The sequence below is a fragment of the Sphingomonas sp. MS122 genome (assembly GCF_049532975.1).
Lineage (GTDB): Bacteria > Pseudomonadota > Alphaproteobacteria > Sphingomonadales > Sphingomonadaceae > Sphingomonas.
On the sequence record NZ_CP186695.1, the window covers coordinates 1,107,984 to 1,130,345 of the forward strand.

At 69.4% G+C, this 22,362-nt stretch carries 23 protein-coding genes; 15 read left to right on the top strand and 8 right to left on the bottom strand.

Features of this window, described 5'->3' with window-relative positions; translation table 11 throughout:
- The first annotated feature begins 46 nt into the window (after positions 1–46).
- From ACO227_RS05110 to ACO227_RS05120, 3 genes are all read left to right on the top strand, one after another.
- Positions 47–1,063, top strand: coding sequence for a ligase-associated DNA damage response exonuclease (locus ACO227_RS05110; RefSeq protein ID WP_423605822.1), 1,017 nt, complete (start codon positions 47–49; stop codon positions 1,061–1,063).
- Positions 1,064–1,215: 152 nt separating this feature from the next.
- Positions 1,216–1,545 (top strand): YnfA family protein, encoded by a 330-nt coding sequence (locus tag ACO227_RS05115; protein WP_423605824.1) that lies wholly within the window; start codon positions 1,216–1,218, stop codon positions 1,543–1,545.
- Positions 1,538–2,236 carry an NAD-dependent deacylase gene (locus ACO227_RS05120; protein WP_423605825.1) on the top strand — a complete coding sequence of 233 codons (699 nt, stop codon included), beginning with the start codon at positions 1,538–1,540 and terminating at the stop codon, positions 2,234–2,236. Before ACO227_RS05115 ends, ACO227_RS05120 begins: the two co-directional genes overlap by 8 nt.
- Here the strand turns inward: ACO227_RS05120 and era are convergent.
- Complete coding sequence (era, locus tag ACO227_RS05125; RefSeq protein ID WP_423605827.1) at positions 2,233–3,135, bottom strand: GTPase Era; 903 nt, start codon at positions 3,133–3,135, stop codon at positions 2,233–2,235. The two genes, ACO227_RS05120 and era, sit on opposite strands and share 4 nt — an antisense overlap.
- Before the next feature lie 99 nt (positions 3,136–3,234).
- Between era and ACO227_RS05130 the strand changes: the two genes are divergently transcribed.
- Positions 3,235–3,669: a nuclear transport factor 2 family protein gene (locus ACO227_RS05130; protein WP_423605829.1), complete on the top strand. Its 435-nt coding sequence runs from the start codon at positions 3,235–3,237 to the stop codon at positions 3,667–3,669.
- Here the strand turns inward: ACO227_RS05130 and rnc are convergent.
- Both rnc and lepB read right to left on the bottom strand, forming a co-directional pair.
- Positions 3,666–4,331 carry a ribonuclease III gene (gene rnc, locus ACO227_RS05135; protein WP_423605830.1) on the bottom strand — a complete coding sequence of 222 codons (666 nt, stop codon included), beginning with the start codon at positions 4,329–4,331 and terminating at the stop codon, positions 3,666–3,668. The genes ACO227_RS05130 and rnc overlap by 4 nt on opposite strands.
- Positions 4,328–5,191, bottom strand: coding sequence for a signal peptidase I (lepB, locus tag ACO227_RS05140; protein WP_423605832.1), 864 nt, complete (start codon positions 5,189–5,191; stop codon positions 4,328–4,330). Before lepB ends, rnc begins: the two co-directional genes overlap by 4 nt.
- A gap of 115 nt (positions 5,192–5,306) precedes the next feature.
- Here lepB and pgi point away from each other — a divergent pair, with 115 nt between their 5' ends.
- Together pgi and ACO227_RS05150 are read left to right on the top strand one after the other, a co-directional pair.
- Positions 5,307–6,800: a glucose-6-phosphate isomerase gene (gene pgi / locus ACO227_RS05145; protein ID WP_423605834.1), complete on the top strand. Its 1,494-nt coding sequence runs from the start codon at positions 5,307–5,309 to the stop codon at positions 6,798–6,800.
- Between the two features lie 142 nt (positions 6,801–6,942).
- Positions 6,943–7,242 (top strand): alkylphosphonate utilization protein, encoded by a 300-nt coding sequence (locus tag ACO227_RS05150; RefSeq protein WP_423605835.1) that lies wholly within the window; start codon positions 6,943–6,945, stop codon positions 7,240–7,242.
- A gap of 214 nt (positions 7,243–7,456) precedes the next feature.
- Here the strand turns inward: ACO227_RS05150 and ACO227_RS05155 are convergent, their stop codons facing one another.
- Positions 7,457–8,320, bottom strand: a complete 864-nt coding sequence (locus ACO227_RS05155) for an NAD(P)H-binding protein (protein ID WP_423605837.1) — start codon at positions 8,318–8,320, stop codon at positions 7,457–7,459.
- Between the two features lie 109 nt (positions 8,321–8,429).
- On the opposite strand from ACO227_RS05155, the gene gorA reads away from it, so the two are divergent.
- Positions 8,430–9,776 carry a glutathione-disulfide reductase gene (gorA, locus tag ACO227_RS05160; protein WP_423605839.1) on the top strand — a complete coding sequence of 449 codons (1,347 nt, stop codon included), beginning with the start codon at positions 8,430–8,432 and terminating at the stop codon, positions 9,774–9,776.
- A gap of 175 nt (positions 9,777–9,951) precedes the next feature.
- On the opposite strand, the gene ACO227_RS05165 is transcribed toward gorA, so the two are convergent.
- On the bottom strand, positions 9,952–11,304 hold the full coding sequence (locus ACO227_RS05165; protein ID WP_423605840.1) for a dicarboxylate/amino acid:cation symporter: 1,353 nt from the start codon (positions 11,302–11,304) through the stop codon (positions 9,952–9,954).
- Positions 11,305–11,375: 71 nt separating this feature from the next.
- On the opposite strand from ACO227_RS05165, the gene glmM reads away from it, so the two are divergent.
- The 5 genes from glmM to ACO227_RS05190 are packed head-to-tail and all read left to right on the top strand — an operon-like array spanning position 11,376 to position 14,794.
- Entirely contained in the window at positions 11,376–12,716 is a 1,341-nt protein-coding gene (glmM, locus tag ACO227_RS05170) for a phosphoglucosamine mutase (RefSeq protein WP_423605842.1), read from the top strand.
- Complete coding sequence (locus ACO227_RS05175; protein ID WP_423605844.1) at positions 12,716–12,940, top strand: DUF1272 domain-containing protein; 225 nt, start codon at positions 12,716–12,718, stop codon at positions 12,938–12,940. Before glmM ends, ACO227_RS05175 begins: the two co-directional genes overlap by 1 nt.
- Positions 12,937–13,710: a bifunctional hydroxymethylpyrimidine kinase/phosphomethylpyrimidine kinase gene (thiD, locus tag ACO227_RS05180; RefSeq protein ID WP_423605846.1), complete on the top strand. Its 774-nt coding sequence runs from the start codon at positions 12,937–12,939 to the stop codon at positions 13,708–13,710. Before ACO227_RS05175 ends, thiD begins: the two co-directional genes overlap by 4 nt.
- 1 nt (position 13,711) lies before the next feature.
- The gene (locus tag ACO227_RS05185) at positions 13,712–14,344 is read left to right on the top strand and encodes a ribonuclease HII (RefSeq protein ID WP_423605848.1); all 633 of its coding nucleotides are present in this window, start codon (positions 13,712–13,714) and stop codon (positions 14,342–14,344) included.
- A 12-nt stretch (positions 14,345–14,356) separates the two neighbouring features.
- Positions 14,357–14,794, top strand: a complete 438-nt coding sequence (locus ACO227_RS05190; RefSeq protein ID WP_423605850.1) for a VOC family protein — start codon at positions 14,357–14,359, stop codon at positions 14,792–14,794.
- Between the two features lie 218 nt (positions 14,795–15,012).
- Here the strand turns inward: ACO227_RS05190 and ACO227_RS05195 are convergent, their stop codons facing one another.
- A complete protein-coding gene (locus ACO227_RS05195) occupies positions 15,013–16,608 on the bottom strand; it encodes an isocitrate lyase (RefSeq protein ID WP_423605851.1) in 1,596 nt (531 codons plus the stop codon).
- A gap of 339 nt (positions 16,609–16,947) precedes the next feature.
- Here ACO227_RS05195 and ACO227_RS05200 point away from each other — a divergent pair, with 339 nt between their 5' ends.
- Both ACO227_RS05200 and folP read left to right on the top strand, forming a co-directional pair.
- Complete coding sequence (locus ACO227_RS05200; protein WP_423605853.1) at positions 16,948–18,102, top strand: site-specific DNA-methyltransferase; 1,155 nt, start codon at positions 16,948–16,950, stop codon at positions 18,100–18,102.
- A gap of 370 nt (positions 18,103–18,472) precedes the next feature.
- Entirely contained in the window at positions 18,473–19,555 is a 1,083-nt protein-coding gene (folP, locus tag ACO227_RS05205) for a dihydropteroate synthase (protein WP_423605855.1), read from the top strand.
- On the opposite strand, the gene ACO227_RS05210 is transcribed toward folP, so the two are convergent.
- Positions 19,552–20,085 (bottom strand): hypothetical protein, encoded by a 534-nt coding sequence (locus ACO227_RS05210; protein WP_423605857.1) that lies wholly within the window; start codon positions 20,083–20,085, stop codon positions 19,552–19,554. The two genes, folP and ACO227_RS05210, sit on opposite strands and share 4 nt — an antisense overlap.
- Positions 20,086–20,196: 111 nt before the next feature.
- On the opposite strand from ACO227_RS05210, the gene ACO227_RS05215 reads away from it, so the two are divergent.
- Positions 20,197–20,748, top strand: a complete 552-nt coding sequence (locus tag ACO227_RS05215; RefSeq protein ID WP_423605858.1) for a cytochrome b — start codon at positions 20,197–20,199, stop codon at positions 20,746–20,748.
- 77 nt (positions 20,749–20,825) lie between these two features.
- Here the strand turns inward: ACO227_RS05215 and ACO227_RS05220 are convergent, their stop codons facing one another.
- On the bottom strand, positions 20,826–22,253 hold the full coding sequence (locus ACO227_RS05220; protein ID WP_423605860.1) for a sigma-54-dependent transcriptional regulator: 1,428 nt from the start codon (positions 22,251–22,253) through the stop codon (positions 20,826–20,828).
- Between the last annotated feature and the right edge of the window lie 109 nt (positions 22,254–22,362).

Below are 22,362 nucleotides of genomic sequence, written 5' to 3' on the forward strand. Positions count from 1 at the left end.
CTTCGATCCGGCTGGAACCTTCGCCCGTTCCGGCCATATTGCTTGCATGGCGCTCGGCAGCTGGATCACGCCGCACCCCGAAGGCATCCATGTTCCCGCCGCGGACATCTGGATCGATCCGTCGCAGCCCAAGCCGCGCGCCTTCGTCACCCACGGCCATGCCGACCATGCGCGCGGCGGCCATGGCGAGGTCTGGGCGACCCCCGAGACGCTGGCGATCATGGAGGCGCGCTACGGCCCGCAGGCCGGCCGCCCGGTCGCCTATGGCGAGACGGCCAGGATCGACGGCCCAAATGGATCAAAGGTCGAGATCGGCTTCGTCCCTGCGGGCCACGTCCTCGGCTCGGCGCAGATCGTGCTCGATCACAAGGACGAACGCATCGTGGTGTCGGGCGACTATAAGCGCCGCCCCGATCCAACCTGCGCGCCCTTCCGCCCGGTCAAATGCGACGTGTTCGTGACCGAGGCGACCTTCGCCCTCCCCGTCTTCCGCCATCCCGAGACCAGCGACGAGATCGACAAATTGCTCGCCGCGCTGCGCGCCGAGCCCGAGCGCTGCGTCCTGGTCGGCGCCTATGCGCTGGGCAAGGCGCAGCGCGTGATCGCCGAATTGCGCGGCATGGGCTTCGACGACCCGATCTACATCCACGGTGCGCTGCAGCGCCTCTGCGACCTCTATGCCGAGCACGGCGTCGACCTGGGCGAGCTGCGCCCCGCCACCGGCGTCGCGAAGAAGGAGCTGCAGGGCCGCATCATCCTGTGCCCGCCCGGCGCGCTCAACGACCGCTGGTCGCGCCGCCTGCCCGATCCGGTCACCGCGATGGCGAGCGGCTGGATGCGCGTCCGCCAGCGCGCGCGCCAGCGCAACGTCGAGCTCCCCCTGATCCTCTCCGACCATGCCGACTGGGACGAGCTCACCCGCACGATCCGCGAGATCGCCCCGCGCGAGGTCTGGGTCACCCACGGCCGCGAGGACGCGCTGGTGCACTGGTGCCGCGAGCGCCAGATCAAGGCCCGCGCGCTCGAGCTCGCGGGGTACGAGGACGAGGACGAGGACGATTAGCGCCTTGTAATGTTGGAATTGATTTGCTTGCGTTCCGGCATGCGCACCACGCCGCCCAGACGCTCGCACATGACGCCTGACGAAGCTGGCAAAGACGACAGTTTGACGCGCGTTTCGCGTAACTTCGTCAACTTCCGCGATGGCGCGCGGGTATGACCCTCGCCGCCTTTGCCCTCGCCGCCCTTGCCGAGATCGCCGGCTGCTTCGCCTTCTGGGCGTGGCTGCGGCTCGGCAAGTCGATCTGGTGGACCCTCCCCGGCGTCGCCTCGCTGGTCCTGTTCGCCTGGGCACTCACACTGGTCGAGACCGGCCATGCCGGCCGCGCCTATGCCGCCTATGGCGGGGTCTATATCACCGCGGCGATATTGTGGCTGTGGGCGGTCGAGGGCGCGCGGCCCGACCGCTGGGACCTGGTCGGCGGCGCGGTCGCGCTCGCCGGCACCGCGATCATCCTGTTCGGCCCAAGGAGCGCCAGTGCCTGACATCCGCAACATCGTCGTGCTCACCGGCGCGGGCGTCTCGGCCGAAAGCGGCGTCGCCACCTTCCGCGGCCCGGGCGGCCTGTGGGAGGGCCATCGCGTCGAGGATGTCTGCACGCCCGAGGCGCTCGTGCGCGACCCGGAGTTGGTCCACCGCTTCTACGACGAGCGCCGCGCCAAGCTGGCGACCATCGAGCCCAACGCCGCGCACCGCGCGCTCGCGCGGCTCGACGCGCAATGGCCGGGGGAGCTGCTGCTCGTCACCCAGAATGTCGACGACCTGCACGAGCGCGCCGGATCGAAGCGCCTGATCCACATGCATGGCGAGCTCAACTCGTCGCTCTGCGCCGAATGCGATGCCCGGACGCCCTGGGCCGGCAGCCTGCCGCCGCGCTCCCGCTGCGCCGCCTGCGGCGCGCCGTCGCTTCGCCCCGACATCGTCTTCTTCGGCGAGATGCCCTACCGGATGGAGGCAATCGACGCCGCGATCGCGCGCGCCGACCTGTTCGTCTCGATCGGCACCTCGGGCGCGGTCTATCCCGCCGCCGGCTTCGTGCGCACCGCACGCTACCACGGCGCCGACACGCTCGAGCTCAACCTCGACCGCTCCGAAGGCAGCGCCTGGTTCGCGCAATCGCGACTCGGCCCGGCGGGCACGCTGGTGCCCGAATGGGTTGACTCGCTGCTGGCCTAGTCGACCCAGTCGAGCCCGATCTCGCGATAGAGGCTGCGGTCCTCCTCCCAGTCCGGCCGCACCTTCACATGAAGATACAGGTGGACCTTCACCCCCAGCAGCTTGATCAGCTCGGCCCGGGCATTGGCCCCGATCTGCTTGATCTTCGCGCCGCCCTTGCCCAGCACGATCGCGCGCTGGCTCTCGCGGCCGACCAGGATCTGCTGATAGATCTCGACCGATCCGTCCTCGCGCTCCTTGTACTGCTCGGTCTCGATCGCGGTGGCATAGGGCAGCTCGGCATGGAGCAGGTGGTAGAGCTGCTCGCGCGTGATCTCGGCCGCCAGCATGCGGTCGGTCGCGTCCGACACCTGGTCCTCCGGGAAATGCCACGGCCCCGCCGGCATCTTCGCCGCCAGCGCCGCCTTCAGCTCGGCCACCCCGTCGCCGGTGGTCGCGGAGACGAAATAGGTGTCGTCGAACTCGACCAGCTCGTTGAGCGTCGCCGCGTGCCCCAGCAGCCGCGGCTTGTCCGCGACGTCGACCTTGTTGAGTACCAGCAGCTTCTTCTCGCGCCGGCCCTTGAGCCCCTCGGCGACCGCGCGGACCTTGGGCCCGACCCCGCCCTTGCCGTCCACGACCAGCGCGATCAGGTCCGCACCTTCGGAGCCTTCCCATGCCGCCGCGACCATCGCCCGGTCGAGCCGCCGCGCGGGATCGAAGATGCCCGGCGTGTCGACCAGCAGCAGCTGCGCATCACCCTCGATCGCGATCCCCATCAGCCGTGCGCGCGTGGTCTGCGCCTTGGGGCTGACGATCGCCACCTTCTGCCCGACCAGCGCGTTCACCAGCGTCGACTTGCCCGCATTGGGGGCGCCGACCACGGCGACCAGGCCGCAGCGTTGTTGTTCGATGTTCATCGCCAGCCCCTACCGGCGCGGCATCTTGACCGCAACTTCCGGAGCGCCCGGCGGGGGAGGAGCCGCTACCAGCCGATCCCCGAAGCGAGGGAGAGGCGCATGGACAACACCGCCGTCGTCACGGCAGCATGGGCGGCGTTCGCGTCGCGCGACGCGGCGCGGATCGCCGCCTGCTTCACCCCGGACGCCGAATGGATCGCCCCGCCGGGAAACGCCACCGCGATCGCGCTCGATTTTCCGCATCACATGCGCGGTGCGGACGAGATCGCCCGCTTCATCGCGGTCGAGTTCGGCAGGCTGTTCGTCGCCGATGTCGGAATCGACTTCCGCACCATGGCCGCGGCGGGCGATCTCGTCGTGGTGGAGGAGCGGATGCGCGCGACGCTGGTCAACGGCCGCGGCTACGACCTGCCCTATTGCTTCGTGTTCGTGGTCACCGACGGGCGCATCGCGCAGGTTCGCGAATATATGGATACGCGCAGCGGCTGGCAGCAGGTGTTCGGCGAGGAACCCGGCCGCCGCCTCGTCCCCTAGCCCAGCTTCGCCAGCAGCGCCGCCGCCGCCGCGGTCTCGGCTTCCTGCTTCGAGCTGCCCTCGCCCTCGGCCTCGGCGAGCTTGCCGATCACCGCCCGCACCTTGAAGCGCGGCGCGTGCCCCGGCCCCGAGCGGTCGAGCAGCTCATACTCGGGCGCGCGCCGGTTGTTCGCCGCGGCCCATTCCTGCAGCGCCGACTTGGGATGCTTGGGCGCCGAGGCCTGCGCGTCGATCCGGCTGTCCCACAGCCGCCGCACCAGCGCCTTCGCCGAGTCGAACCCGCGCTCGAGGAAATAGGCGCCGATCAGCGCCTCCATCACGTCGCCCAGCACATTGTCGCTCGACGCCGCGCCGTCGTCGCGCGCCTGCTTGCCGAGCTTGAGGTGCGCCGCCACGCCGATCTCGCGCGCCACCTCCGCGCACACCGGCCCGGTCACCAGCGAATTGAAGCGGCGCGACAGCTTGCCCTCGGGCTCGTCGGGAAAGCGCTCGTACAGCCATTCGGCGACGGTCAGCCCCAGCACCCGGTCGCCCAGGAACTCGAGCCGCTCGTAATTGACCGCGCCCTGGCTGCCATGCGTCAGCGCGCGCTCGTAACCCGCCAGCGCCGTCGGCGCCTCGCCCAGCACCCGCGCCAGCCAGTCGGCCAGCGCCTCGCTCAAAAACCTTCCCCGATGCGGTTCCAGCGCGCCGCGGTGAACCAGGTCCAGGGCAGCACCCAGCTCGCGCTGCCGTCGGTCGACCAGAAGCTCACCACCGCCTTGCCCTGGAGATTCTCCATCGGCACGAAGCGGATGCCGTTGCCCTCGGGCGGCTGCGGGAAGCGGCTGTCGGCCGAATCGTCGCGGTTGTCGCCCATCAGGAACACATGGCCGGCGGGCACGGTGAACACGTCGGTGTCGTCGGCGATCGTCGTGCCCTCGTCGAGCACCTCATAGGTCTTCCCGCCCGGCAGCGTCTCGCGATAGCGTGGGATGCGGCAGACCTGCGTGCCGTTCGGCCCCTGCTCGACGAAATCAGCGTCGCAGCCGCCGCCGGTGCCGAGCCCCTCGACCGGGAAATTCGGCGTGATCGGCAGCACGAAGTCGGCGATGCGCTGCTTGGGGATCGGCTGCCCGTTGAGGATCAGCTGCCCGCCGCGCATCTGCACCGTATCGCCGGGCAGGCCGATCACGCGCTTGATCCAGTCGGTGTCGTTGCTCGGCGGCGCCTTGAACACCACCACGTCGCCGCGCGTCGGATCCTCGGCGAAGATGCGGCCGGGGATCAGCGGCAGGCTCCACGGCAGCGAGTGCTTGGAATAGCCGTAATTCCACTTGGTGATGAACAGATAGTCGCCGACCAGCAGCCGCGGCAGCATCGACCCGGAGGGGATGCTGAACGGCGCGAACACGAAGCTGCGCACCACGAACACCAGGATCGCGAGCTTGACCAGGAAGCTCAGCGTATCGCGCCATTCCGAGCGCGGCTTGGGGGTCTGGGCGGGGGCCGAAGCGGAATCGGCGGGGGCGGTATCGTCCATGGACGCCTGCTCTGCGCGGGCTGTGTGGCAGCGTCAAGGCGGTGGAAGGCGCCAGCCCATCTGGCGGCGCCCGAAACGGCACGCTACATGCCGCCCAGATCACAGGAGACAGGCGATGACCACCCCCGATTGGACCGCGATCGAAAGCCTGCCCCGCACCCCGCTCAAGCAGCTGTTCGCCGCCGACTCGGAACGGCTGGCGCTGCTCACCGCCGACGTCGCCGGCATCCATTTCGACTTCTCCAAGACCCATCTCGACGCCGCCGCGCTCGACGCCTTCGCCGCGCTGGCCAAGTCCGCCGACCTCGCCGCCAAGCGCGACGCGCTGTTCGCGGGCGAAACGGTCAACGTCACCGAAGGCCGCGCCGCCGAACATACCGCCGAGCGCGGCGAGGGCGCCGAGGACAGCGTCGCGCGCGCCGCCGCCTTCCACGCCCGCATGCGCGGCCTGATCGACGCGATCGAGGCCGAGGCGCTGGGCCCCGTCGCGCACATCCTGCACATCGGCATCGGTGGCTCGGCGCTCGGCCCCGAGCTGCTGATCGACGCGCTCGGCCGCGACGGCGCGCGCTACGACGTCGCGATCGTCTCCAATGTCGACGGCAGCGCGCTCGAGGAGGCGATCGCGAGCTTCGACCCGCACGCGACGCTGATCGCGGTCGCGTCCAAGACCTTCACCACCACCGAGACCCTGCTCAACGCCGAGAGCGCGCTCGACTGGATGCGCGAGCACGGCGTCGAGGACCCGTACGGCCGCGTGATCGCGCTCACCGCCGCGCCCGACAAGGCGATCGAATGGGGCGTCGACGAGACGCGAGTCCTCCCCTTCGCCGAGAGCGTCGGCGGGCGCTATTCGCTGTGGTCGTCGATCGGCTTCCCCGCCGCACTGGCACTCGGCTGGGACGCGTTCGAGGCGCTGCTCGACGGCGCGGCCGAGATGGACCGCCATTTCCGCCTGACCGACCTCAGGAGCAACGCTCCGGTCCTCGCCGCCTTCGCCGACCTCTATTACACCCAGAACCGCGGCTGCGAGACGCGCGGTGTGTTCGCCTATGACGAGCGGCTGCGCCTGCTCCCCTCCTATCTCCAGCAGCTCGAGATGGAATCGAACGGCAAGGGCGTCACCGCCGCCGGCGAGCCCGTCGGCCGCGCCACCGCGCCGATCACCTGGGGCGGGGTCGGCACCGACGCGCAGCATGCGGTGTTCCAGCTGCTCCACCAGGGCACGCATCTGGTCCCGCTCGAGTTCGTCGCGGTGATCGAGCCCGGCGACAGCCAGGCCGAGGACCATCACCGCCAGCTCCTCATCAATGCCTTCGCGCAGGGCGCCGCGCTGATGGCGGGGCGCGCCAATGACGACGCCGCGCGCGCCTATCCGGGCGACCGCCCCTCGACCACGATCCTGCTCGACGAGCTCGACCCGCGCACGCTCGGCGCGCTGATCGCCTTCTACGAGCAGCGCACCTTCGTCAGCGCGGCGCTGCTCGGCATCAACCCGTTCGACCAGTTCGGCGTCGAGCTGGGCAAGGAGATGGCCAAGGCGGCGGACAAGGGCGGCCAGGACTTCGACCCCTCGACCACCGATCTCATCCGCCGGGCGTTTGGTTAGTGGCTTCGGCATAGCCGAAGCGCGGCACCAGCCCGCTCCCCCGCCCGGCCACCCATTTCAGGATACGCTGTGGGTGGCCGGGCGGGGGAGCGGGCTGGTGCCGAAACCCGTTCAGCGCAGCTGCACCAACAAAGGATTCCTGATGAGCAGCGACGACTATGTCTATGACGAGGCGAGCGGGGAGTGGGTCCCCGCCTCGCAACTGGCCGCGGCACCATCTGACGATGTGGTGGAGGTTCGCGATTCGGTCGGCAATCTTCTGGCCGACGGCGATCAGGTCACGCTGATCAAGGACCTGACCGTCAAGGGCGCGGGCCAGACGCTCAAGCGCGGAACCCTGATCAAGTCGATCCGCCTCACCGGCGACCCGCAGGAGATCGACTGCAAGTACGACGGCATCAGGGGCTTGGTGCTGCGCGCGGAGTTCGTGCGCAAGCGGTGAGGGGCGGCCAGGTTCGGACGGCTGCCATTGGACGGGGGAACACCATCCCCCAAAGCCCGTCATGCTGAACTTGTTTCAGCATCCATCGCGCCACGAGCAGCGGAGTCGCGGCAGGAGAAATGGACCCTGAAACAAGTTCAGGGTGACGGTCGAGTGAAGGATCCACCTCCAACCCCGTCGTTAGCGGTTCGTCCGGCTCTCGATGAACCTCGCCCTAAGCCACCTCCACCTCGCGCATCACCAGCGCGGAGATATAGTCCTCCAGCCGCACCACCCCGCGCACCGGGTCACCCGGGAACTCCGGACCGTCCACCGTCGCCTGCGTCATCCGCGCATAGCTCTCCGCCGCCGGGCTCGAGAAGCCGATCGCCTTGAACGCGGGCACCCATTGCTCGCGCGGCGTGGTCTCGACCCGCACGCTGCGGCCGAGCGCGGCGGCGAAGGCGTTGGCGACGTCCTGCGGGGTATAGCGCCGCGGTCCCTCGACGAAGAAGATGCCGGTGCGATCGTCGGTCATCAGCGCCGCGGCATGCTTGCCCAGGTCCGCCGGCGCGACCATCGGCAGCTCGAAATCGGGATCGAACATCGTGCGCAGCACGCCCTCCTCGCGCACCTCCTCCAGGTTCGCCGCCCAGTTGCTGAAATAATAGGCCCCGCGGTTGACCGCATAGGGGATCGGCTGCTCGGCCAGCCCCCATTCCAGCTCCCACAGCGTGTTGAGGTCGCCGCAGCGGTCGCCCGGCTGCGCGCCATAGGTCGACTCCGCCACCAGCTTCTCCAGCCCCGACCCCTCCGCCGCGGTCAGGATCGCCTCCACCGTGCGCCGCTCCTGCGCGTCGGTGTCGGTGCTGGGCGCCGCGGGCGGGTTGAGCAGGAAGGCGCGCGTGCCGGTGCAGAACAGGTCGGTCAGCGCCGGCACGTCGAGGATGTCGGCGATCGCCACCTTCGCGCCCTTCGCCTCCCATGCCGCCGCCTTGCCCGGATCGTGGCTGACGATCGTCACCGGCTCGCCGTCGGCGAGCAGCGCGCTCGCCACCGCCGAGCCGACATGGCCCGTGCCCCCGAGGATGATGTGCATCGGGTCTCTCCTTACATGGATTAAACCTCTGAACCCGGCTGCCGATCCGTTGGCATCCTCACGCCGCGCGCCTATCTGCGGCTCCGGCGCGATGAGCGGGAGCAAGTGAATGGCCGATTATGACTACGACCTCTTCGTCATCGGCGCCGGTTCGGGCGGCGTGCGCGCCTCGCGAGTCGCCGCGGCGCATGGCGCGAAGGTGGCGGTGGCCGAGGAATATCGCGTCGGCGGCACCTGCGTGATTCGCGGCTGCGTGCCCAAGAAGCTGCTCGTCTACGGCGCGCATTTCGCCGAGGACCTCAAGGACGCGCGCCGCTTCGGCTGGAACGTCCCCGATTGCGGCTTCGACTGGACCGTGCTGCGCGACAATGTCCTCGCCGAGGTCGACCGGCTCAACAAGGCCTATATCAGCACGCTCGACAGCCATGGCGTCGAGATCATCCACGAGCGCGCCACCGTCTCCGGCCCGAACGAGGTGACGCTGGCGAGCGGCCGCACGATCAGCGCCGGCAAGATCCTCATCGCAACCGGCGCGCGCCCGGCGATCCCGCATTGCCCGGGGCACGAGCACGGCATCACCTCGAACGAGGTGTTCCACCTCGACGCGCTGCCCAGGCGCGTGCTGATCGCCGGCGCCGGCTATATCGCCAACGAGTTCGCCGGCATCTTCAACGAGTTCGGCTCCAAGGTCACGCTGATCAACCGCACCGACGTGATCCTGCGCGGCTATGACGAGCAGATCCGCGACCGCCTCCTCCAGATCAGCATGACCAAGGGGATCGACTTCCGCTTCCACGCCGAGTTCCGCGGCATCGAGAAGCAGGCCGACGGCAGCCTCCGCGTCTCGATGACCAACCATGAGGATCTCGAAGTCGACTGCGTGTTGTTCGCCACCGGTCGCATCCCCAACACCGACAATCTCGGGCTCAAGGAGGCCGGAGTCGAGCTCGACGCCAAGGGCGCGGTGGTGGTCGGCGCCGACAACCAGTCCTCGGTCGCATCGATCTATGCCGTCGGCGACGTCACCAACCGCGTCCAGCTCACCCCGGTCGCGATCCGCGAGGGACAGGCGTTCGCCGACTCGGTGTTCGGCGGCAAGCCCACCATTGTCGACTATGGCTGCATCCCCTCGGCCGTGTTCAGCCACCCGCCGATGGCCGGGGTCGGCCTCACCGAGAGCCAGGCCAAGCAGAAATACGGCTCGGTGCGCGTCTACACCTCGGACTTCCGCGCGATGAAGAACGTGCTTGCGAACCGCAACGAGCGCGCGCTCTACAAGATGGTGTGCACCGCCGACACCGGGAAGGTCCTCGGCCTGCACATGATCGGCCCCGACGCGCCGGAGATCCTCCAGGCGGCGGCGGTCGCGGTGAAGGCCGGGCTGACCAAGGCCGATTTCGACCAGACGGTCGCGCTGCACCCGTCGATGGCGGAAGAGCTGGTGCTGATGAAATAGGAAGGATTGGTTCACGCGGAGGCGCGGAGGCGCGAAGAGGTCACGCTTGGCGCGAAGCGCCCGCATCTCCGCGACGGCGCGGCAAGTTGCGAAGTCGGAAGAATGAATGCCGCTGACGCGGCAGGGCAACACGTTCGCGCCTCCGCGCCTCCGCGTGAAACGACCTTCTTCTCTTCTACCCCTCGTCCCGCAGCAGCCGGTCGGATTCGTCGTCCAGCCCCTCCTCGCCGCCGGTGCGCAGGCTCACCACACGCGTCGCGCTGACGTCCATCGCGACGTTGCCGAGCGTGCGGAAGATGTCGGGGATCGTCTCCACCGCCACCAGCAGCCCGAGCATCGGGATCGGCACCCCCATCGCCGTCGCGATCGGCGCGATCGAGCTCACGAAGCTGATCGTCCCCGGCAGCCCGACCGCGCCCATCGTCGTGATCGCCGCCACCACCCAGCCCGCCGCGAGCTGGCTCGGCCCGAGCTCGATGCCGAGCAAATGCGCGACATAGATCGCCACGGCAAAGTTCATCGCCGGCCCGGTCCAGCGGAAGATCGCGACCGCGATCGGCAGCGCCACGCCCGAATGCGCCGCGGGCACGCCGAGCTTCTCGGTCGCCTTGAGCATCGCCGGCAGGCTGGCGAGCGAGGACTGGGTCGAGAAGGCGACCGCCTGCGACGGCGCCACCGCGCGGATATAGTGCATCGGCGAGACCCGTCCCGCGATCGCCGCGAACGGCGCCGCGAGCAGCCACATCACCAGCCCCACGCCGCACAGGATCGCGACATAGTGGAGCAGCGCGCCGAACGCCGCCGTCCCGGCGCGCGCGCCCACGACATAGGCGAGCGCGGCGACGCCGATCGGCCCCAGCCACAGCACCCAGTTGATCACCACCAGCATGGTGTTGCCCAGCGCCTCGAAGAAGCGCGTCAGCGTCTCGCGCTGCTCGGCGGGCAGCCGGGTGAGCGCGAAGGCGAACACCGTGGTGAACAGGATCAGCGGCAGGAACGCGTCGTTCGCGGCCGAGGTCACCGGGTTCGACGGCACCATCGCGACGAGGAAGTCGACGAACGGCGGCACCGTGCCGATCTCGGGGGTCTTCTCGGCCAGCGCGCCCTGCAGCGCCTGGGCGGAAGACGAGGCGAGCGGGAAGAGGTCGAGATAGAGGATCGTCAGCGCCCCGCCGATTGCCGAGGAGAACCACAGCAGCACGATGAAGGTGACGAACGCCCGCCCCGCCAGCCGCCCCGCGCGGGCCTTCTCCGCCGTCGCCGAGATGCCGGTGATCAGCAGCGAGACGACCAGCGGGATGATCGTCATCTGCAGCGCGTGCAGCCAGATCGTCCCGATCGGCTGGATCCAGTCGGCCGCGGCGAGCGCGCGCTCGGGCGCCGAGGCCGCCGCGCCGACCCCGATCACCAGCGCGGCGATCAGCGCCACGAGGATCCGCACCGGCTGGGCGCGATTCGACGGCCCGAGCAGGAGTGCGGCGATGCGTTGCGGCAGATTGGCCGGAATGTTGGTTGCGGGTTGCGACATACTCGCCCTTGTTCGAAAGCGGCGCTATCACGCCCCGCAGGATTCAGCGACAAGCCGCAAAGCGGACGGATATGGCAAGAAAATATTTCGGTACCGACGGAATTCGCGGCAAGACCAACATCGCGCCGATGACCGCGGCGATGGCGATGCAGGTCGGCATGGCGGCCGGCGCGCACTTCCGCCGCGGCGACCACAAGCACCGCGTGGTGATCGGCAAGGACACGCGCCTGTCGGGCTACATGATCGAGAATGCGCTGGTCGCGGGCTTCACCAGCGTCGGCATGGACGTGGTGCTGTTCGGCCCGATGCCGACGCCCGCGGTCGCGATGCTCACCCATTCGATGCGCGCCGACATGGGCGTGATGATCTCGGCCAGCCACAATCCCTATGCCGACAACGGCATCAAGCTGTTCGGCCCCGACGGCTACAAGCTGTCCGACGCCGACGAGCTGGCGATCGAGGCGCTGATCGACAGCGAGGTCCCGCTCGCCCCCGCCGCCGATATCGGCCGCGCCAAGCGCATCGACGACGCCAAGGGCCGCTACATCCACTTCGCCAAGTCGACCTTTCCCGAGGATCTGCGGCTCGACGGGCTCAAGGTCGTGGTCGATTGCGCCAACGGCGCCGCCTACCAGGTCGCGCCCTCGGCATTGTGGGAGCTCGGCGCCGAGGTCGTCGCGATCGGCGTCACCCCTAATGGCAAGAACATCAACGACCAGGTCGGCTCGACCGCCCCGCTCACCTTGTGCGAGACCGTGGTCGCCGCGGGCGCGCATATCGGCATCGCGCTCGACGGCGACGCCGACCGGCTGATCGTGGTCGACGAGCATGGCGAGATCGTCGACGGCGACCAGCTGATGGCGACGATCGCGGGCGGCTGGGCGCGTCAGGGCCGGCTGCGCGGCGGCGGGCTCGTCGCCACAGTCATGTCGAACCTCGGCCTCGAGCGCCATCTCGCGAGCCAGGGCCTCGGGCTCGTGCGCACCGCGGTCGGCGACCGCTATGTGCTCGAGAAGATGCGGTCGTCGGGCTATAATGTCGGCGGCGAGCAGTCGGGCCACATCATCCTCTCGGATTATGCCACCACCGGCGACGGCCTCGTCGCCGCGCTCCAGGTGCTCGCCGAGCTGGTCCGATCGGGCGCCCCGGCGAGCGAGGTGCTGCACCGCTTCGACCCGCTGCCCCAGCTTCTCAAGAATGTCCGCTTCGCCGGCGGCAGGCCGCTCGAGAACGACGCGGTCAAGTCGGTCATCGCGGCGGCCGAGACCGAGCTCGACGGCACCGGCCGCGTCCTCATCCGCGCCTCGGGCACGGAGCCGGTGATCCGCGTGATGGCCGAGGGCGAGGACATGGGCCAGATCGAGGCGGTGGTCGACCGCATCTGCGACGCCGTGCGCAAGGCGGCGGCCTGATGCTCGAGATGCGCCCCGACTGCGAGCGCTGCGGCACCGACCTCCCCGCCGACCAGGGCGGCGCGTTCATCTGCTCGTTCGAATGCACCTTCTGCGCCGACTGCGCCGACGCGATGGACGAAGTCTGCCCCAATTGCGGCGGCGAGCTGCTCGACCGGCCCGCGCGCGTGGGCGAAGCGCTGAAGCGCCACCCCGCGGGTATCGAGCGGCGCTTCAAGGGATGAGCATCCCCCGCATCCTGATCATCGCCGGCTCCGACTCGGGCGGCGGCGCGGGCATCCAGGCGGACATCAAGACCGTCACCATGCTCGGCGGCCACGCCATGACCGCGATCACCGCGATCACCGCGCAGAACACGCTCGGCGTGACCGGGGTCCACCCGGTCCCGGTCGAGATGGTGCTGGCGCAGATCGACGCGGTGGTCAGCGACATCGGGGTCGATGCGGTCAAGATCGGCATGATCGGCTCGGCGCAGACCGCGCAGGCGGTCGCCGGCCGGCTAGAGGCGCTCGACGTGCCGATCGTGTTCGATCCGGTGATGGTCGCGACCAGCGGCTCGGTGCTCGCCGACGACGCGACGATCGCCGCGTTCGAGCGGCTGATGGGCCTCGCCTCGGTGGTCACCCCCAATCTCGACGAGCTCGCGGTGCTCGGCGGGCGCGAGGCGGTGCTCGCGCATGGCTGCCACCTCGCCGAGAAGGGCGGGCACGCCGAGGGCCCGCAGATCCACGACCAGCTGTTCGCCCCCAATGGCGAGCGCGTCGCCCAGCTGATCGCCAAGCGTTTCGACACCGACGACACCCACGGCACCGGCTGCACCTTCGCCAGCGCGCTCGCCGCCGGGCTCGGGGCGGGCCTGTCCGTCGCCGAAGCGTTCGAGCAAGCGGTCCGCTTCGTCCGCATCGCCTTGCTCAGCGCCCCCGGTCTCGGGCAAGGCCATGGCCCGATCGGCCACGCGCTTGGCGTCGTGCCGTTCGACGAACTGGAGGGGTAGGGTGCCCGACCTCAAATATGAACGCCGCTACAAGCGCCTCCACAAGGGGCCGGTGGCGGGCGTCGACGAGGCGGGCCGGGGCCCGCTCGCCGGGCCGGTGGTCGCCGCCGCCGTGGTGCTCGATCCCAGGTGCATCCCCGACGGCATCGACGATTCGAAGGTGCTCACCGCCGCCAGGCGCGCCGATCTCTGCGCCCGCATCCTCGTCTGCGCGCGCGTCGGCGTCGGGGTGGCGAGCGTCGAGGAGATCGACACGCTCAACATCTTCTGGGCGACGATGCTGGCAATGACCCGCGCGGTCGCCGCGCTCGACATTCCGCCCGCCTTCGTGCTGGTCGACGGCAATCGCTGCCCCGACTGGGATCACCAGAGCCAGGCGGTGGTCGGCGGCGACGCCCGGTGCCTGTCGATCGCCGCCGCCTCGATCGTCGCCAAGCACCGCCGCGACTGCATGATGGACGAGCTCGACGCGCTTCATCCCGAATATGGCTGGCGCTCGAACAAGGGCTATTCGGCGAAGGTCCATCAGGAGGCGCTGCGCGTCCACGGCCCCACGCCGCACCACCGCCGCAGCTTCTGGCGCGTCGCGCAGGCGGAACTCGATTTCGGCCCGGGGGTTGCCGCTGCGGAATAGGAGGATGCCTCAATGGAAACCCAGCAGCTCGACCGCGGCCGCCTGATCGACCACATCCAGCTCGTCGTCCGCGACCTCAACGCCAGCCGCAGCTTCTACGACGCGGTGTTCGGCGTGCTCGGCATCCCGCTCGGCGGCGAGATGGACAGCGCCTTCTGGTATGACGAGCTGTTCGTCTCGACCGCCGACAGCGAGGCGGCGCTGGGCGAGCTCACCGGCCGCCATCACCTCGCCTTCCAGGCCGCCGACCGCGCCCAGGTCGATGCCTTCCACCAGGCCGGCCTCGCCGCCGGCGGCCGCGACAATGGTGCGCCGGGCGAGCGCCCCTATCACCCGGGCTATTACGCCGCCTTCCTGCTCGACCCCGCCGGCAACAATGTCGAGGCGGTGTTCCACGGCGAGGCCAGGCGTAGCGCCCCCTCGGTCAGCATCGAGTTCGAGGGACCTTGATTCGTCACGCCGGCGAAAGCTGGGGCGACGGCGTAAGGAAAAAGGCCCGCCGCGACGCCGGAGCGTGACGACGGGCCTTCCTTCCTCCCCAGGAAGTCTTGGCCGGGCGCCGCGGCAAAGCCGCAGCCTGCCCCGGCGAAGGCCGGGGGTCGGTCGCCTGCGGCGCCGCCGGCCGGGCGTGTTGCGTCTCGGCGCCAGCTATGCCGCCGCCGTGCGCATCACGCCGCGAACTGGTTCATCGTATTGTGCACCCCGCCCGCCTTGAGCGCGGCCTCGCCCGCGAAATACTCCTTGTGGTCGTCGCCGATGTCGCTGCCCGACATGTTCTGGTGCTTGACGCAGGCAATGCCCTGCCGGATCTCCTGCCGCTGCACGTTCCTGACGTAACCCAGCATCCCCGCCTCGCCGAAATACTCGCGGGCGAGGTTGTCGGTCGACAGCGCCGCGGTGTGATAGGTCGGCAGCGTGATCAGGTGGTGGAAGATGCCGGCGCGCGCCGACGCATCGCGCTGGAAGGTGCGGATCTTCTCGTCCGCCTCCGCCGCCAGCTCGCTGCCGTCATAGTCCACGCTCATCAGCTTCGCGCGGTCATAGCCCGACACGTCGCGCCCTTCCTCGCTCCACCGGTCATAGACCTGCTGGCGAAAGTTGAGCGTCCAGTTGAAGCTCGGCGAGTTGTTGTAGACCAGCTTGGCGTTCGGGATCACCTCGCGGATGCGGTCGACCATCGCCGCGATCTGCTCGATATGCGGCTTCTCGGTCTCGATCCACAGCAGGTCGGCGCCATGCTGCAGGCTGGTGATGCAGTCGAGCACGCAGCGGTCCGCTCCCGTCCCCTCGCGGAACTGGAACAGGTTGGAGGGCAGCCGCTTGGGCCGCATCAGCCTGCCGTCGCGCTCGATCACCACGTCGCCGCGCAGCGACGACGGATCGGTCACCTCCTCGCAGTCGAGGAACGCGTTGTACTGGTCGCCGAGGTCGCCCGGTTCCTTGCTGAACGCGATCTGCTTGGTCAGCCCCGCGCCGAGCGAATCGGTGCGCGTGACGATGACGCCGTCGTCGATCCCGAGCTCGAGAAAGGCGTAGCGGCACGCCCGCACCTTCGCCAGGAAGTCCTCGTGCGGCACCGTGACCTTGCCGTCCTGGTGCCCGCACTGCTTCTCGTCGCTGACCTGGTTCTCGATCTGCAGCGCGCAGGCGCCCGCCTCGATCATCTTCTTCGCCAGCAGGTAGGTCGCCTCGGCATTGCCGAAGCCCGCGTCGATATCGGCGATGATCGGCACGACATGCGTCTCGTAATTGTCGATCGCGTTCTGGATGCGCGCCGCCTCGACCTCGTTGCCGGCGTCGCGCGCCGCGTCGAGCTCGCGGAACATCATGCCGAGCTCGCGCGCATCGGCCTGCTTGAGGAAGGTGTAGAGCTCCTCGATCAGCGCCGGGACGCTGGTCTTCTCGTGCATCGACTGGTCGGGCAGCGGCCCGAAGTCGGAGCGCAGCGCCGCGATCATCCAGCCCGAGAGGTAGAGATATTTGCCCTTGGTCGTGCCGAAATGCTTCTTGATCGCGATCAGCTTCTGCTGGCCGATAAAGCCGTGCCAGCAGCCCAGCGACTGGGTGTAGGCCGCGGGATCCGCATCGTACGCCGCCATGTCGCGGCGCATGATGCCCGCCGTATAGCGCGCGATGTCGAGCCCGGTGCGAAAGCGGTTCTGCAGCCGCATCCGCGCCACGGATTCGGCGTCGATCCCGTCCCAGCGGCTGTTCTGCGCGGCGATGGGCGCATTCGCCCGGGCGATTTCGTCTTGATAGGTCATTGTCACCTCGCTTCGTTGAGGTGCATCTATTCATGTTTACATGCGCCCCGCCCGCAAATCCGTGCAACGCTGAGGTTGATGCGTCAGCCGTCCACGCCTCACCGCTGTAGCTCTGTAAATTTATGACAAATCCCCGCGCCTCATTCTTGCAAAATGAGTCCGCCGCGCCACACCCCACCCCTTGGGCCTGTGGATAAGTCGCGGACTCAATATCTGGGCCGGTCGCGAAATGTTCCGCCAAGTTAACGGAATCCCAAGGCTTTCCGTTAACGATTGTTCGCTTGACGGAGTCCGTCCTTTCATGGCGTTTCGCCCGCTCAACGAGTTCGGGAGTAGTTAATGGGGGTCATCGAGAAGGTCGCGCCGAAGATTGCGCGCCAGCGCGAGGGGGCGGAGGTGCGGACCCGCAGCTGGGTCGACGTGCTCCCGCTCGATTCGATCATCCAGCAGGACTGCATCGAGGCGATGCGCGCGCTGCCCGCGGCCTCGGTCGACATGATCTTCGCCGACCCGCCGTACAATCTCCAGCTCGGCGGCGACTTGAACCGCCCCGACGGCAGCTTCGTCGATGCGGTCACCGACGACTGGGACAAGTTCGATTCGCTGTCGGCCTATGACGCCTTCACCCGCGCCTGGCTGGCCGAGGCGCGCCGCATCTTGAAGCCCGACGGCACGATCTGGGTGATCGGCAGCTACCACAACATCTTCAAGGTCGGCTCGGCGATCCAGGACCTGGGCTTCTGGATCCTCAACGACATCATCTGGCGCAAGGCCAACCCGATGCCCAATTTCAAGGGCACGCGCTTCACCAACGCGCACGAGACGCTGATCTGGGCGTCGATGGGCGAGAAGGCGAAATACACCTTCAACTACCGCAGCATGAAGACGCTCAACGACGAGCTGCAGATGCGCTCGGACTGGGAATTCCCGATCTGCGGCGGGCAGGAGCGCCTGAAGAAGAACGGCACCAAGGTCCACCCGACCCAGAAGCCCGAGGCGTTGCTCTACCGCGTGATGCTCGCCTGCACCAAGCCGGGCGACATCGTCCTCGACCCCTTCTTCGGCACCGGCACGACCGGCGCGGTGGCCAAGCGCCTGCGCCGCCACTGGATCGGGATCGAGCGCGAGGGCGGCTATGTCGAGGCGGCGCAGGAGCGCATCGCCGCGGCGCTGCCGCTCGACGAGAGCGCGGTCACCACGATGATGGCCCCGCGCCAGGCGCCGCGCGTCGCCTTCGGCACGCTGGTCGAGACCGGCTATCTCACCGCCGGCGCGGTGCTCAGCGACACCAAACGCCGCTGGCGCGCGGTGGTGAAGGCCGACGGTTCGCTGCTTACGGATTGCGGCACCGCCGGCTCGATCCACAAGGTCGGCGCGACCTTGCAGGGCGCGCCTTCGTGCAACGGCTGGACCTTCTGGCATTACGAGGCCGAGGACGGGCTCAAGCCGATCGACGCGCTGCGCCAGACCTATCTCCTCGCGACCCAGCCCTGAGCCTATGACCGTCGGGCCCGCGGCTCCCCTCCCTGAAAGGGAGGGGCTGAGGGTGGGTAGCGCGGCAACACCGCGCTCGGCGGCGTGGACATGCTCCCCGCCGCCCCTCGGCCGAACGGAATCGCGCCCGCCGCCAATCGCCAACATCGTGCGCGACATGTTCCGTACCGCTTTCCCGATCTGCCCCGCCACGCCGCGCCGGAGCACAGCCCCGGCCCGCACCGCCGTTGCCCAAAAAGCGCGCAAATCCGCCGGAAACCGGCAGCGCTTTCCTAAGCGAACCAATTAGGTTAAACTTGTTCCTGCTTGCGTAGCCGGATCGCGAAGGTGGAAACGGGACGGGAAGCGGCGCAGAAAGGCCAGAAATCCGGTGCAGATCCCGACCAACGCCCGACTCTATCTCCGTCCGGTCCAGTTCGCCGATTCGCCGATCGAGCGCGGCGGCGAGGTGGCGCGGCTGGCCGGCGGCCTGACCTGGTTCTCGGCCTATGAGCTGATCGCGGTCGAGAACGGCAAGCGCGTGCTCCAGTACACGCTCCCCGTCGGCGATCTCCCCGCCGACGACCGGCTCCAGGCGATCGCGGCGCGGATCACGGCCCCGCGCCCCGCGCTCCAGCTCGGCGGGCGCGTGCTGCGCTTCGACCAGCCGCAGGTGATGGGCATCCTCAACATGACCCCCGACAGCTTCTCCGACGGCGGCAAGCATCTCGACGACGTCGGGGCCGCGGCGGCCGCGGCGGTGGGCATGGCCGCGGCGGGCGCCGCGCTGGTCGATGTCGGCGGCGAATCGACCCGGCCGGGCGCGCAGGAAGTGTGGGAAGGCGACGAGATCGGGCGCGTCGTGCCGGTGATCGAGCGGCTGGCGCGCAGCGGCACCCTGGTCTCGGCCGACACGCGCAAGGCCGGGGTGATGGAGGCGGCGCTCGCCGCGGGGGCGCAGATCGTCAACGACGTCTCGGCGCTGCTGTGGGACGACCGCGCGCTCGAGGTCGTGGTGCGCGCCGGGTGCCCGGTGGTGCTGATGCATGCCGGCGATCCCAGGCAGGGCGCGGACGGCGGGCGCGGCCATGCCGACCCGCTGATCGAGGTCTATGACTGGCTGGAGGCGCGGATCGCGGCGGTCGTCGCGGCGGGCGTCGACCGCGGCCGCATCCTCGCCGATCCCGGCATCGGCTTCGGCAAGTCGCTCGCCGACAACCTCGCGCTGCTCAACGGCCTGGCGCTGTTCCACGGCCTCGGCGTGCCGCTGCTCCTCGGCGCGAGCCGCAAGCGAATCGTTGGCGCGCTGTCGAACGAGGCGCCGGCGGACGAGCGGCTCGGCGGCTCGCTGGCGCTGGCGCTCAAGGGCGCCGAACTCGGCGCGCAGCTGCTGCGCGTCCACGACGTGCCGGAAACGGTACAGGCGTTGAGAGTGTGGCGCGGCCTGCGCGACGCGGCGCTGGTCGGCCGCTAGCTCAGCGGATCGGGCCGGGTGCGCTGCTCGACATAGGTGCGCTGCACCGCGAACGGGCTGACCCGGGCCTCGCGGAAGCGGTCGCGGCGGCGCTCGGCCTCGGCGCCGATCTTCTCGAGGCTCTCGACCAGGTCCTCGAGGTTGCGGCGGCGCTCGGCCGCGGTCGCCTCGCGGCATTCGTCGAGGCATGCCGCGACCAGGTCGGGCACGCGGCGGCGAACGACATTGGCCCAGTCGACCGCGTCGGCGGCGAGCGGCTCGGCGTCGGCGATCGCGATCAGCCGCGCGCAGCTGGTGCGCGCCGCGGCGATCCGGTTCACCGCCCAGTCGGCCTCGCCCGCGGCGGCGGCCCAGGCGCCCTCGAGCGGATCGGCGGGGCTCATCCGCTTGAGCCTGGCGCCGGCGATGCGCTGGCGCAGCTTGCGCGCGCCGAAGAACAGCGCGAGCCCGGCCGCGCCGGCCGCGAACAGCGTGATGGCGACGAAGGCCAGGGCCGCCAGCGCGGCGATCACGAGCAGGATTCGAAGCATCGCCGTGCGTATATGGGAAGCCGCCCGGGTTTCGCCAGATCAGGCGTACCGCCGCCGGAACAATCGGCCGTTTCGCGCGCTTGACGACCATAGGTCGTCGGGAGAGGAGCCATGCGCGAAGCCTATGACCGTTATTCGAACGTATCGATCCTGATCCACTGGACGGTGGCGTTGCTGGTGGTGGCGAACCTCCTCATCGCCCTTGCGATGAGCGACCATCGCGAGCTGTTCCCGTGGCACAAGTCGATCGGCATCACCGTGCTGCTGCTCACGCTGCTGCGTATCGTCTGGCGGCTGACCCATCCCTGGCCGCATTTCCCGGAGCGGATGCCGGGCTGGGAACGCGTTCTTTCGCGCAGCGTACATATCGCCTTCTACGTGCTGCTGCTGGCGATCCCGCTGCTCGGCTGGGCGACGGTGTCAGCGGGCCGTGGCACGGGGGAGATCTACGGCTTCATCCAGTGGTTCGACCTGCCCGTCGCCAAGTCGCCCGAGCTGCGCGACCAGCTCGGCGGTCTGCACGAGGCGGCCGCAATCCTCGCGGTTGCGCTGGTGGTTCTGCATGTCTGCGGGGCGCTCAAGCACCAGTTCTTCGACGAAGACGTGGTGTTCCATCGCATGCTTCCGGGCCTGCGGCAGAGCCATATGGACGACGAGATCTAGGAGGCGGCGCCGGCCCGCTCCCCCACCCGGCCTTGATGGATGGCCGGGTGGGGAGCGGGCTGGTGCCGCGCCACAACCTAAGCCGCGTTCTGGTCGATCCCGAGCTCGCCGAGCTTGCGGTAGAGCGTCGAGCGGCCGATGCCGAGTCGCCGCGCGACCTCGGTCATCCGCCCGCGATAATGGCCGATGGCGAGTCGGATCACATCCGCCTCGATCTCCTCGAGCGCACGCAGATTGCCATCGGCGCGGAACAGCGTGATCCCGGCGCCCGACGCCGCCCCGCCATTCGCCGCGCCCCCCGCCGGACGCCCGCCCGAAAGCTGCGCGATCTGCGGGAAGTCGGCGCGGGTCAGCGCGTCGCCGTCGCACAGCACCGCGGCGCGGAACAGCGCGTTCTGGAGCTGGCGGACATTGCCCGGCCAGTCATAGCTGGCGAGCAGCGCGATCGCGTCGTCGGTGATGCCGAGCGGGCGCAGCCCCGGCTGCTCGGCGATCCGCGCGAGCAGGTGGCGGGCGAGCGGGGCGATGTCGCCGGCGCGCTCGCGCAGCGGCGGGATCGTCACCTGCACGACGTTGAGGCGGTAATAAAGGTCCTCGCGGAAGCGCCCTTCCTCGACCTCGGTCGCCAGCGTCTTGTTGGTCGCGGCGATCACGCGGACGTCGACCTCGCTGACATGGCGCGCGCCGATCGGGTGCACTTCGCCCGACTGCAGCACGCGGAGCAATTTGACCTGCGCCTCGAGCGGCATCTCGCCGATCTCGTCGAGCAGGATGGTGCCGCCATCGGCCTCCTGAAAGCGGCCGATCTTGCGCTCGAACGCGCCGGTGAAGGCGCCCTTCTCGTGCCCGAACAGCTCGGATTCGACCAGGTTGGCGGGAATCGCGCCGCAATTCACCCGCACCACCGGCTTGGCGTGGCGCGGGCTCGCGGCGTGAATCGCCTCCGCCACCACTTCCTTGCCGACCCCGCTCTCGCCCTCGATCAGCACCGGCACGCGCGCGCGCGCCGCCTTGGCTGCGATCGCGAGTGCGGCGCGGAACTGCGGCGCCGATCCGACGATCTCGTCGAAGGCGAGGTGTGCGCCCATTTTCTCGGTCAGCGGGCGCAGCTCGCCCACGACCTTCGCGCCCACCGCGGTGTCGAGCGCGGCGAGCAGGCGCTCGGCGGCGAGCGGCTTGACCAGGAAATCGGTCGCCCCGGCGCGCATCGCGCTGACCGCGGCGGCGACCGAGCCGTTCGCGGTGAGCAGCAGAATCGGCAGCATCGGGCGGTTGGCGCGCAGCTCGGCGATCAGCCGCGCGGCATCGAAGTCCGGCGCCCAGTGATCGAGCACGATCGCGTCCAGCGCCATGCCGTCGGGCGTGCCGAGCGTCGCCAGCGCGGTCTCGCCGTCGCCGGCGAACACCGTCCGCCAGCCGCGGCGCGCGGCGATCGCCGCCACCAGCCGCCGCTGCGCGGGTTCGTCGTCGATCAGCATCAGGAGGCGCTGGCCGTTGCGCGTCATCCTTTTTGTCCCCAGTGTCCCTAAATCGGTCACTTGGGATAACCCCAGTCGGTAAAGACCGGCTTAAGCGTTCGAAAGTCCGCGGGGCTTGAGGGGCAGAGACGCCGCG

Bases quoted from the DNA above. Each gene is read 5' to 3' on its own strand.
- ACO227_RS05175 (WP_423605844.1), top strand. From the start codon at position 12,716: ATGCTCGAGATGCGCCCCGACTGCGAGCGCTGCGGCACCGACCTCCCC.
- ACO227_RS05220 (WP_423605860.1), bottom strand. From the start codon at position 22,253: ATGACGCGCAACGGCCAGCGCCTCCTGATGCTGATCGACGACGAACCC.
- ACO227_RS05110 (WP_423605822.1), top strand. From the start codon at position 47: ATGGCGCTCGGCAGCTGGATCACGCCGCACCCCGAAGGCATCCATGTT.
- ACO227_RS05210 (WP_423605857.1), bottom strand. From the start codon at position 20,085: ATGCTTCGAATCCTGCTCGTGATCGCCGCGCTGGCGGCCCTGGCCTTC.
- era (WP_423605827.1), bottom strand. From the start codon at position 3,135: ATGAACATCGAACAACAACGCTGCGGCCTGGTCGCCGTGGTCGGCGCC.
- ACO227_RS05190 (WP_423605850.1), top strand. From the start codon at position 14,357: ATGGAAACCCAGCAGCTCGACCGCGGCCGCCTGATCGACCACATCCAG.
- ACO227_RS05155 (WP_423605837.1), bottom strand. From the start codon at position 8,320: ATGCACATCATCCTCGGGGGCACGGGCCATGTCGGCTCGGCGGTGGCG.
- pgi (WP_423605834.1), top strand. From the start codon at position 5,307: ATGACCACCCCCGATTGGACCGCGATCGAAAGCCTGCCCCGCACCCCG.
- ACO227_RS05200 (WP_423605853.1), top strand. From the start codon at position 16,948: ATGGGGGTCATCGAGAAGGTCGCGCCGAAGATTGCGCGCCAGCGCGAG.
- ACO227_RS05215 (WP_423605858.1), top strand. From the start codon at position 20,197: ATGCGCGAAGCCTATGACCGTTATTCGAACGTATCGATCCTGATCCAC.
- gorA (WP_423605839.1), top strand. From the start codon at position 8,430: ATGGCCGATTATGACTACGACCTCTTCGTCATCGGCGCCGGTTCGGGC.
- ACO227_RS05165 (WP_423605840.1), bottom strand. From the start codon at position 11,304: ATGTCGCAACCCGCAACCAACATTCCGGCCAATCTGCCGCAACGCATC.
- thiD (WP_423605846.1), top strand. From the start codon at position 12,937: ATGAGCATCCCCCGCATCCTGATCATCGCCGGCTCCGACTCGGGCGGC.
- ACO227_RS05150 (WP_423605835.1), top strand. From the start codon at position 6,943: ATGAGCAGCGACGACTATGTCTATGACGAGGCGAGCGGGGAGTGGGTC.
- ACO227_RS05195 (WP_423605851.1), bottom strand. From the start codon at position 16,608: ATGACCTATCAAGACGAAATCGCCCGGGCGAATGCGCCCATCGCCGCG.
- ACO227_RS05130 (WP_423605829.1), top strand. From the start codon at position 3,235: ATGGACAACACCGCCGTCGTCACGGCAGCATGGGCGGCGTTCGCGTCG.
- lepB (WP_423605832.1), bottom strand. From the start codon at position 5,191: ATGGACGATACCGCCCCCGCCGATTCCGCTTCGGCCCCCGCCCAGACC.
- ACO227_RS05115 (WP_423605824.1), top strand. From the start codon at position 1,216: ATGACCCTCGCCGCCTTTGCCCTCGCCGCCCTTGCCGAGATCGCCGGC.
- glmM (WP_423605842.1), top strand. From the start codon at position 11,376: ATGGCAAGAAAATATTTCGGTACCGACGGAATTCGCGGCAAGACCAAC.